General features: G+C 36.7%; 6 protein-coding genes. 3 read left to right on the top strand and 3 right to left on the bottom strand.

Annotated features, from left to right (window positions below; all coding sequences use genetic code 11):
- The first annotated feature begins 175 nt into the window (after positions 1-175).
- Together ACP6PK_RS16360 and ACP6PK_RS16355 are read left to right on the top strand one after the other, a co-directional pair.
- Entirely contained in the window at positions 176-1,894 is a 1,719-nt protein-coding gene (locus ACP6PK_RS16360; protein WP_426560869.1) for an iron uptake porin, read from the top strand.
- Between the two features lie 1,071 nt (positions 1,895-2,965).
- Entirely contained in the window at positions 2,966-4,726 is a 1,761-nt protein-coding gene (locus ACP6PK_RS16355; RefSeq protein ID WP_426560867.1) for an iron uptake porin, read from the top strand.
- Positions 4,727-5,260: 534 nt separating this feature from the next.
- On the opposite strand, the gene ACP6PK_RS16350 is transcribed toward ACP6PK_RS16355, so the two are convergent.
- The 3 genes from ACP6PK_RS16350 to bchM form a co-directional block, all read right to left on the bottom strand.
- Positions 5,261-7,351 (bottom strand): protein kinase domain-containing protein, encoded by a 2,091-nt coding sequence (locus ACP6PK_RS16350; protein ID WP_426560865.1) that lies wholly within the window; start codon positions 7,349-7,351, stop codon positions 5,261-5,263.
- Positions 7,352-7,507: 156 nt separating this feature from the next.
- Complete coding sequence (locus tag ACP6PK_RS16345; protein ID WP_426560863.1) at positions 7,508-7,891, bottom strand: DUF423 domain-containing protein; 384 nt, start codon at positions 7,889-7,891, stop codon at positions 7,508-7,510.
- Between the two features lie 924 nt (positions 7,892-8,815).
- The gene (bchM, locus tag ACP6PK_RS16340; RefSeq protein WP_426560861.1) at positions 8,816-9,502 is read right to left on the bottom strand and encodes a magnesium protoporphyrin IX methyltransferase; all 687 of its coding nucleotides are present in this window, start codon (positions 9,500-9,502) and stop codon (positions 8,816-8,818) included.
- A gap of 200 nt (positions 9,503-9,702) precedes the next feature.
- On the opposite strand from bchM, the gene ACP6PK_RS16335 reads away from it, so the two are divergent.
- Positions 9,703-10,809: a transporter substrate-binding domain-containing protein gene (locus tag ACP6PK_RS16335; RefSeq protein ID WP_094673894.1), complete on the top strand. Its 1,107-nt coding sequence runs from the start codon at positions 9,703-9,705 to the stop codon at positions 10,807-10,809.
- The last annotated feature ends 333 nt before the right edge of the window (positions 10,810-11,142 follow it).

Below are 11,142 nucleotides of genomic sequence, written 5' to 3'. Positions count from 1 at the left end.
CTAGATTTATTTAGTAATCCATACTTCAATAATATGGCTAAACGATAAATCTAAAGTCGTAACCAAAATTTAGAATATGGTGCCGATTGAAAAAATGTTATTAAGGTTATGTTGAGCAAAATCAAGTTAGGTATTACCTAGCTTATTCCAAATTGGTGTGAGGATTGGTAAAAATATGAAAAAACTTATCTGGAACACTTTTAAACACAGCCCTAGTGTTTTGAGTGTGGCATTATTAATGGCAGGCTCGGCGATCGCTGCTGAGACTCCTTTACAAAATGTAGGAACCGATGAAGGTTCTGTAAATCAGAACTTAGCCCAAGGTCCGATTGAGATTGCTCAAGCTTTTGATAGTCGGCCAATGCCAATGGATGACCCCTCACTGGCACCAGTAGGGGTATCAGATTTGGATAATGGAGAGTACATGGATCAGGTGACATCCGTGACTCAGTTATCTGATGTACAACCTACCGACTGGGCCTTCCAAGCTCTGCAATCCTTGGTAGAGCGTTATGGTTGTATTGCAGGTTATCCTGATGGGACTTACAAAGGAAATCGGGCAATGACCCGTTTTGAGTTTGCCGCAGGTTTGAATGCTTGTTTAGATAGAATCACAGAATTAATTGCTGCTGCAACTACGAATTTAGTAACTAGGGAAGACTTAGCCGTTTTACAAAGACTACAAGAAGAGTTCGCTGCAGAATTAGCTGCTTTACGGGGACGAGTTGATTCTTTAGAGGCCAGAACAGCAGAATTAGAAGCCAATCAATTCTCTACTACAACAAAACTTAATGGAGAAGTATTATTCTGGTTGAGTGATACCTGGGGAGAAAGAGCTGCAGGTCGTGGAGTAGCAAAGAGTGATGAGGACAAAACGGAGACTTCTTTTGCTTATCGGGTTCGTTTAAACTTTGATACCAGTTTTACTGGGAAAGACCGTTTGAGAACTCGCTTACAAGCTCGTAACGTTCCGAATTATAGCGATCGAGATTTGACGAATACTTTGATGACTCGCCTCGCTACAGATGATGATTTAGATGATGATTTTGAGCTCGATAAGTTGGCCTATCGTTTTCCTTTACTAGATGGTAAAGGTGAAATAGAATTAGCGGCTAATGGCTATGGTCTTGACGACTTCATTGGACCTATTACACCTTTTGATAGTAGTGGTAGTGGTTCAATTTCTAGATTTGGACGATTTAACCCTATTTACTATCGTTCTCCTTCTGATACTGGTGTTAAATTTGCTTACGCCTTTAATGATGCAATTCAGTTAACTGTAGGTTATGCTGCACCAGATGCAGAAGACCCTCGAGAAGGCAGAGGTGTTTTTAATGGTGGATTTAGTGGATTTGGCCAGTTTACGATTGAACCAAATGAAAATCTAGCTTTTCAAGTAGGTTATGTTCGTACCTTCCATCCCAAAAACGATGTTAACCTAACCGGAAGTACAGGTAGTTTTAAAGCCAGAGATCCTTTTGATGGCACACGAACTAGCGCAGATAGCATCAACTTTGAGGCTCAATGGAAAATTACTGATGGCTTTCAAATAGGTGGTTGGGCTGGTACATTATTTGCTCGGCCTGAAGATGACAGTGATACAGATGATATCACCATTCTTACTGGTGCTTTGACCTTAGCTTTCCCAGACTTACTCAAAGAAGGTAGTTTGGGTGGTATTATTGTTGGTGTACCACCGATTGTTACTGATGGTGGTGATGATGATGATTTGAAAGACGATGATACTTCTATACACATTGAGGTAATTTATCGCTTCCAAATGAATGACAATATTGCCATTACTCCTGGTTTATTTGTGATTACAAATCCTAATCACATTGAGGATAATGATACTCTTTGGGTAGGTACAATACGAACTCAATTCAGATTCTAGATTTTTGGCTTGAGGGTAGAAAATTAAATAGCAGTTGTAAGCATTCAGTCGTTAGTAGTAAGTAGTTAGCCAGAGAGTAACTCAGATGCAAGGAATGCTTACCTGTTTTATTCATACATCTCCTTTGGTGTAGCGTCCTAGTTTCTCATTAACTGATAGGTGAATGGTGAATAGTAGTGAGTCTTGAATATACCAGACCTTAATTCTGAAGATTTTTTCAAGACTTTGATTATTGAATTGTTCATTACCTAATAAATTACTAAACAAACTACTTTATATACCCTTTAGCTAGCCTCTAGGAGTGCTAATTAAAAGTTGAGGGGTTATATCTAGGGATTTTTTTCAAATTTTCAACTTATTGGTCATTAAAAACTTAAGAATATCTCAATTTATATCAAAAATCCTAATATTCAAGATAGTTGCACTATGCTGCAAGAGGTGCTAACCTGTCTGGTAAAAAAATATGACTGTGCTTAGTTTGTATAACCCTTTAACAAAATAACTTACTTGGGGATGGTTCTGATGGATTTGTTAGATGTATATGTCTGATTCTATCTTTGCTAGGATAGGCTTCGGGTAAAAACTACTAGGAATATTTCCATATCATATTATCTAGCATGAACTCTAGTGTGCTTATTTCATAGTATCTGCTTAGAAAATTGAGGAACTTAATCCCCCAGTAACGGATGTAATTTTCATTTTTAAAGATAATGGATAATTACCTCCGGCATAAACTGTAACTGAATTGAATATAAGGAATTCTGATTAATTGATAATGAACAATGAATAATGGAGAGTGGATCATAACAACTCTCTTCTTATATCAATATATACATTGAAACGGAGAGGCAATAAAGCGGAATTGATTAATTATCAATTATCCATTATCCATTGGTAAATAGCTATTTAAAAGTTTAACTTTCAGCTAAGTTAAACTTAGCTTATAGCACTATCAATGTTAAAAAATCAATTGGAACAATCAACAGTTCAATCTACTCTAAACAGTAGGGTTGTTGATAAAAGGCACAATAGTTTCCTAGTTTAATTAAAAGGTGTGAGGAGAGATCGATAATGACAAAAATAATCTTGAATGTTCTTAAGCAAACTCCTGGTACGTTCAGTCTAGCTGCCTTATTAATCGCTAATTCTGCTTTAGCTAATCAGGTTTCTGTAGAACAACTGGCTAATGCTCAAAATACTAATACTAATACTACTAATACAACTACTCAGTTACCTGTAGAAGCCCAAAATGATGCTCCCTCAGAGGAGGTAGAAGTACCAGGAGATAGTCGCTTGCAAAAACTGAAAGACCCCTCCTTACAAATTCCAGGATCTGAGTTAGAACAAGCTGACCCTATGGGACAGGTAACATCTGTGTCTCAGTTGTCAGATGTACAACCCACTGATTGGGCTTTCCAAGCTTTACAATCTCTAGTAGAGCGTTACGGTTGTATTGTAGGTTATCCAGATGGTACTTACAAAGGAAATCGGGCAATGACCCGTTATGAGTTTGCAGCAGGTTTAAATGCTTGTTTAGATAGAATTACAGAGTTAATTGCTGCTGCAACTGCAGATTTAGTAACTCGTGATGATTTAGCTGTCCTGCAACGACTGCAAGAGGAGTTTGCGGTAGAACTAGCAGAGTTAGGTGGTCGTGTTGATGCCCTAGAAGCCAGAACTGCAGAACTTGAAGCAAATCAATTCTCTACAACTACTAAGCTTAATGGTGAAGTTCTCTTTTGGCTGACTGATACCTTTGGAGAACGAGCAGGAGCGCGTGGGACAGAAAGGAGTGAAAACGATAGAACCGAAACTGCATTAGGTTATCGGGTTCGTTTAAACTTTGATACCAGCTTTACGGGTAAAGACCGCCTCAGAACTCGTTTACAAGCAAGAGATGTTCCTAACTGGAGTGGTCGGGATTTAACTAATACTCTAATGACCAGATTGGGTACCGATCAAAGCAATCCAGATGATACGGTCGTTCTAGATAATTTGGTCTACGAATTTCCAGTGCTCAACGAGAAAGGTATGGTGATGGTCGGTCTTAATTCTATAGACCTTGATGATTTTATGCCTGTACTCAATCCGTTTCAGAGTAGTGGTGGGGGTTCTGTTTCCCGGTTTGGAAGATACAACCCAACTTTTTACCGTGGACCTGCGGATAAAGGCATAAGTCTTCAATACGCCTTTAACGATACATTCACGGTGACAGGAGGTTATGCCGCACCAGAATCGGAAGATCCGAGGGAGGGTAGAGGTTTATTTAATGGTTCATTTAGTGGTTTTGGCCAGGTCTTGGTTGACCTAAATGATAGTTTAGCTTTTAACATCGGTTATGTGCGGAACTACTTTATTAAGGATGATGTTAACTTAACTGGAAGTACGGGTAGTTTTACAGCAAGAGATCCTTTTGATGGTGTTCCCACGACTGCGGATCAACTAGGTTTTGAAGCTCAATGGAAGCTCAACGAGCATATTCAAATTGGTGGTTGGTTTGGTGCAACTTGGGCACGACCAGAAGAGAATAATGACGATGATGATGATATTACGATTATCAATGGTGCCTTGACCATAGCGTTTCCGGACTTGTTTAAGGATGGTAGTTTAGGGGGAATTCTTGTTGGTGTACCACCAATTATTACTGATGGTGGTGATGATGATGAATTGAAGGACCCAGATACTTCGGTACATATTGAGGTATTCTATCGTTATGCAGTGAATGATTTTATTGCGATTACTCCTGCTTTGTTTGTGATTACTAATCCTAATCACGATGAGAATAATGAGACTCTCTGGGTAGGTAGTGTGAGAACTCAATTCAGATTCTAGAAAATTAGGTTAATTAACTGCAAATAAAAGTAGGGAAAAAATAAATCATCTTTTTTCCCTACTTTTTTTATATTAATACTAAATCCGGTTGAGACAGAAGCTTTATTCTGAAGATTTATCAAAGTAGGGGTTCGGTCTCCAAACCCCTACAGAGGACTAATATCATGTCCGGATAATTAGGGCTTGCTGATTAAATATAAAAGCATTAACAGATAAAGGTTTTAGCCTTTAATGGTCTTTCATGCATTACAAGGTTTTCGTTCTAAGGGACTCAAAAAGTTAGGATTTTAGGTTGACTCATGGCTGAAAAATCAAGGGATAAGTCTTGCTCCTGTCTCCTCTAAATTACCCATTCCTCCTGACTCCTGACTCCTGGCTCCTGACTCCTACCCCTACCAAAAAGACTTTTTCAGCAAACCGTAATTAGTGATGAACAAATTTTCTGTTTCCTATTATCCTGTATCATCCCTGTTGCCTGTTGCCTGTTGCCTGTTGCCTATTCCCTAGCGCTACGCGCTATAACTGATAACTGATTCAAGGCATACGCCAAACTTTGATTGTTTGATCTAGACTGCCACTGACTAAAGTTTTGCCATCGGGAGTAATAGCAAGAGAACTTATTGTTTCTGAATGACCAAAAAATGTCTGTAATTTTTCTTCGGTAATTGTATTCCAAATAGTAATTTTGTCACCACCACTAACTATTGTTCGGCTATCAGCACTAAAAACAACAGCCTTAACTGCACCTGCTTTAACTGCATCTGTAGTTGGTGTAATTATACTTTCCTCTTCTCCTGTATACAAATCCCAGATTCTAATGGTTCCATCTTCACTCCCACTAGCTAAGGTTTGATTATTTGGACTGATGGCGATAGCATTAACTGCCTGGGTATGTCCTTCTAAAGTTTGTCTGCGAATACCTGTACTCAGATTCCACAGTCTAATAGTACCATCTTCACTACCGCTAACTAAAATGGTGCCATCCCGGCTAAAGGCTAGAGCTTTTACTTCATATTCCTTATCTGGTATACGAGTAAGTATTCGACTACCTGTTTTGAGGTTCCACAACTTCATTAAGCGATCGCTACCAACACTTGCTAATGTCTGTCCATCAGGACTAATAGCAATTGAATTTACTTGACCATCGTGAGCTGGAATCTCTTTTGATAGATTACCACTTTTGATATCCCATATCTTAATATTTTTGTCTGCACTGCCACTTACCAATATTTCACCATTAGGACTTATTGCGAGAGTAGTTATTTTATCTGTATGAGCATCTCGAATATTCCTTTTTAGTTCCCCAGTTTTGAGGTTCCAAATTTTGATGGTATTTAAGCTACCACTGACTAAAGTTTGACCATCTGGTGTTAGGGCGATCGCATTTACTTCTCCGAGATAACCATTTAAGTTTTTTTGTAAAAATCGACTACTGTTTAAACCTCGCAATAAAAAAACTGGATGACTAGGAAACATTCCGTAGCGCCAAAAGCCATAAAATTGAGAACTTGCTGCTGCTAATAGTAACATTGTCAACCCTACTATTAGGTTATTTATGAACTTAATTCTTGACTTATTAGATATTTTTGTACTTGTTTTTGTTTTGAATTTTGTCTTAACTTTATGTCTAGTTTGAGTTTTGTCTGTTGGTAGTTTTGTATTTTCTCTACTTGAACGACCTGGTTGAGCAGGAGTAGAAATACGAGAATTATCAGTTGGACTATTTTCTGTGTCTAGTTCTGCCAGACACTGCAAAATTATCGCTGGCCTTTGAGGTCTATTGCCAGGAGTCAATGCCATTAAATAATCTATGATTTTTTTAAATTCTGTTGATACTTGAGGGGCATATTTGTGCCATTGAAGCTTTCCAGAGCGTGGATTTTCTGGAAAAGCTGTTGGGGGTTTACCTGTTAATAAATAGACAAAAGTACGTCCTAAAGCAAAAAAATCTGATTGAGGTACTGCTTTGCCATTGCTTTGCTCTGGAGCTGTATACCCTGGTGAGACAATCCCTGTAACATTTTGGCCTTGACCTACTTTCACCAAGTAGGTATCTGATACCTCTCTCACAGTGCCAAAGTCTATCAGCACCAACTGGCCATTTTGCCTCCGCATGATATTGTGGGGCTTAATATCCCGATGGAAATAATTCTGCTGATGAACTTTGTCCAATATTGTCGATAATTGTGTTAGCCAATCTACTGCTTGAGTTTGATTTATTGGCCTATGGCGACGACTTTTCATCCAATCCATCAAATTGGAGCCGTCAATAAATTCCATTACTAGGCAGTGTAGAGGCTCTTCACTGTCTGCTGGGAAGAATGTAAAATATCCATCATCTTCTATTTTCGGAATCCCAGGATTTCGTAAACTGATAAGTACCTGTGCTTCCTGTTGAAACAGAGAGATAGCTTTCGGATGACTTTTCAGTAATACTTTGAGAACTTTTTGTACCCCTTTATCTTCTACAAGATAAGTTTTGCCAAAACCTCCCCCCCCTAGAGGTTTGATAATACGATATCGATTTTGCAGTAGCAATTCAGAGCCACATTGGCAACAGGTACGTTTACCAGCATTTAATGGATCGGAGGGGTTGGGGCAATTGGGATTGAGGCAGTAACTCACAGAAGCCAGATACCCAGATTTCTATAGCTTTGCTATATTACACTATAGCTTGAAGTGGTTGAATTTTACACTCTTACTACAATATTATTAATTTTTGCAGATTTTTTTGAGTTTAATAAAGGTATTTTTATAGAAATAGTTAAAACAATCTATTTTTTATAATTTTAGGTTCCAACCAGCGATCGCCATACAACTCCATCCTACTATAAATGCTACTCCACCTATGGGTGCAATGGCTCCTAACCATTTTATCCCGCTTAGACTCAGGACATATAAACTACCAGAAAAAAATGCTATTCCGGCAATAAAGGCATATCCAGCAATGACCATTAAAGATTGGGGTAGCTCTTCTATTGTTAATAGAAAGGCTACCATTAATAATGCTAAGGAATGGTACATTTGTAGACGAGCGCCTGTCTGAAAAATATCTAGGGAATATTGAGTTAGCTTTTGTTTCAAAGCGTGAGCAGCTAAAACACCAGCTACTACAGATAAACCTCCTAGCATAGATGCTATTACTAAGAAAATTTTAGTCATCATTTTTTTACTCCTTAATATCATATAGCAATCCTCCGCATATTCGTGGCAAAAATCTTACTGCTTTTAAGAGTTTCAAATTTTTTATTTACTTTTTAATTTATCACAACCTATTTAGGATTGCTATAGTAATTCTACTCTCAGCTATGAACTATCATCTTTGGGATTTTTATCTCAGTTTCTGGGTTTCACATTTTATGCTTTCAGCGATTAACAATTTTCATGTTGCGACTGCCTTTGGTAGAGCATGAAAAAGGGAAAATAATTAATAATTATTAATTATTTCTACTTTCAAGCCTCCCCTTTTAATTTAAGGGAAAAAAAAGTGCTAGGATATTTCCTTATCTTCAATTCCGTAACGGTTTTAACCAGAGGTAATTATCAATTATCCATTATTCATTAATGAACTCTTTTTCCCAGGCAGAGGGTTGACGACAAAGTGAATATTTTTTTTTATTATTAAGTGGAGAATTTCAACCTGAATTATTTAGTTATTAATTATCAATTATTTGGATATTTTTTCAGGTCCAAACAATTCTAAAACTCCTATTTTTTTTAGTTAAATCATAACTTCCTCTACTCATAATTTTCATATTCTAGTTACTCGACCTCTTAAAATTTGACTGGCAAAATAAGTAAATTGCTATGTATTTTTGGTATACTGAGGATATAATTCAACCAAAATGTTTATTACTTACCGAAAAATCAAGGTTGAAAGCCTCTCTTTTCAAGGAGAAAAAAAGAAAAAAATTTCCTTTAAATCAATCCTTCTATCACAGAAGAGGTCATTTCAGTTATCAGTTATCAGTTATCAGTACCTCTGCAATAAGGAGTCTTGACATTAAGGAATAGTCTCTTTTTTTATCTCTTTAAAAAGGGAGGCACATACCCACAATTTTTCGGTAATAATTAATAATTAATAATTAATTATTTACGCACTGCTTCTAGTAAACGAGAATAATAGAAACTGGTGCTGGTCATTGTTTTTCTTTGGATAGAAAAACCATTACTTTCAATAATTTTGATAATATCTGCTTCTTGATGCTGATAAGCACGAGTAGTTTTGCTTGGACCAGGAAATAATTCTCCTACTTTTTTCAATATAGTTAAAGCTAAAGTTTTTGGGGCAAAACTAATAATTAACCGTGACTCTGCTAGAGATATTAAATGATTAATCATAGCTGCAATTTGGTCTTGAGGATAATGGATCAAAACATCTAAACAAACAACTGTATGATACTTACCACTTAAAGCTTCTAAGTCTTGAGCCACAAAATTAATATTATCTATACTGATTAAACTAGATTTCGCACGCTGATAAGCCTCGGATACCATTTTTTCTGAGATATCACTACCATAAATAATTGATCCAGCTTGAGCTAAGGGAATACTTAAACTACCAACCCCACAACCAGCATCACATATTGATAAGCCTGATAAATTATCATCTGCTTGTAGCCAACTGAGAACTGTATCAACGGTTTGCTGATGTCCTTTCCTAATATCTAACTGTACCTTGTTTACTTGACCATCCCCATAAATTCTGCGCCATCGGTCAAAACCAGTTGAATTAAAATAATCTCTGACAATAGTTTTATCGTCTGTTTTTGTCATTTCTCTTCTTAATGTTATAGTGATTCTCAAGCAAGCTTACAAAACTTTATATTACATCAAAGTTGGCTTTGATATGACCAATTCCTAATAAGTAGCCCATCAACTGGGGTACTAAAAACTGGACTTGATTATTATGCCTTACTTCGGAGCAAAAAAAATTGTCACCATTAAAATTTGATTGCCCAACTCAGTTCTGAGAAATGCTCAACAGACTAAGTTTATTGACTTTTATTACTATAACCTGTATAATTAATACTCTTTTACCAGCTCAGGCCGAAAAGTTGCGAGTTGGTGTAGCTGGATCGCCTCCTTTTGTAATTCAGGATAATTTTTTCCAAGGTATTAGTGTTGAAATTTGGCAAGAACTAGCTCTATCGGAAGAACTAGAGTACGAATTTATCCCACAAGATAGTGTGGCTAGTAGTATTGACAGTATAACTAAAGGAGAACTAGATGTTATTATTGGGCCGATAAGTATAACTTCCGATCGCTTAGAATTAGAAAAAGTTACTTTTACTCAACCCTATTTTCTTGCCAATATTGGTTTGTTAATTACTGCTGAGAGACCTACTGTCTGGAGTAGAATTAGACCTTTTTTTGGCCTGGCTTTTATTTCTTCAGTTTGTTTATTAATAGTTCTATTATTTATAGTGGGTAATCTTTTGTGGTTAGCTGAAAGACGGCAAAACACTGAACAATTTCCTAAAGATTATTGGCATGGAGTGGGTAATGGTATGTGGTTTGCTGTGGTAACTTTAACTACGGTGGGATATGGCGATCGTACTCCAATTACTAAAGCTGGGCGTATTATTGCTGGGGTATGGATGGTTGTTACTATGGTGACAGTTTCTTCTCTGACTGCTGGTATAGCTACTACTTTAACTCTTTCTTTGTCTAATCAAAGAGTTGTAGAGTTTAGTTCTCCTGAAGATATTAAGGATGCTAGAATTTCGGTAGTTAAAGGTTCTACTGGAGAAAGATGGGCAGAGTTTTATGGAGCGCGTATTAGTCAGACTGAGAGTTTGATAGATGCAATTAATTTACTCAAGTCAGATGAGGTGGATGGTGTGGTTTTTGATGTTCCTGCTCTTCAGTATTATTTACATAATCATCCTAAAGAACGTTTGAAGTTATCTCCAGTTTATTTTGCTAGTGAAGCTTATGGTTTTATTATTTCTCCTGATCGCCCTTTTCTCAACAATATTAATATTAAAATTTTAGAAATGAAGGAAAATGGCAAGATTAAGGAGATAAAGTCTAAGTGGTTATCTTATTCTAAGAGGAAGAGAATAGGGAGCATTGATTAATTGATAATTGATAATTGATAATTGATAATTCTTTCAAGGAAAACCAAGAGGATTGAAGAGAAATATCCTAGCACTTTTTTTCTCTTGAAATAGAAGGCTTTATACCTTAATTTTTCGGTAAAAATAGGAATAATATACACTCTAATTTTTATTACCTGTAAATGAATGATATTCTTCTGTGCTAGACACAGATTTTGCCACGGATAGCTCACAATAGTTTTGCCACGGATGAACGGATTATTAAGCAGTTTTATCTTGATTATAGTCTAGATTAAATAAAGCATTAATTAACCATGATCGAAAAGTTTTATTATCTGTAAATTGACGATATTC

This window comes from Dapis hubbardiae BLCC-M172, assembly GCF_050016015.1.
Taxonomy (GTDB): domain Bacteria; phylum Cyanobacteriota; class Cyanobacteriia; order Cyanobacteriales; family Microcoleaceae; genus Trichodesmium.
The sequence above is the reverse complement of the archived record's forward strand: the minus strand, read 5'-3'. Positions and strand labels throughout refer to the sequence as shown.

What these genes read in the sequence shown, in the direction of transcription:
- ACP6PK_RS16360 (WP_426560869.1), top strand. Translation starts at nt 176, where the DNA reads ATGAAAAAACTTATCTGGAACACTTTTAAACACAGCCCTAGTGTTTTG.
- ACP6PK_RS16355 (WP_426560867.1), top strand. Translation starts at nt 2,966, where the DNA reads ATGACAAAAATAATCTTGAATGTTCTTAAGCAAACTCCTGGTACGTTC.
- ACP6PK_RS16345 (WP_426560863.1), bottom strand. Translation starts at nt 7,891, where the DNA reads ATGATGACTAAAATTTTCTTAGTAATAGCATCTATGCTAGGAGGTTTA.
- bchM (WP_426560861.1), bottom strand. Translation starts at nt 9,502, where the DNA reads ATGACAAAAACAGACGATAAAACTATTGTCAGAGATTATTTTAATTCA.
- ACP6PK_RS16335 (WP_094673894.1), top strand. Translation starts at nt 9,703, where the DNA reads ATGCTCAACAGACTAAGTTTATTGACTTTTATTACTATAACCTGTATA.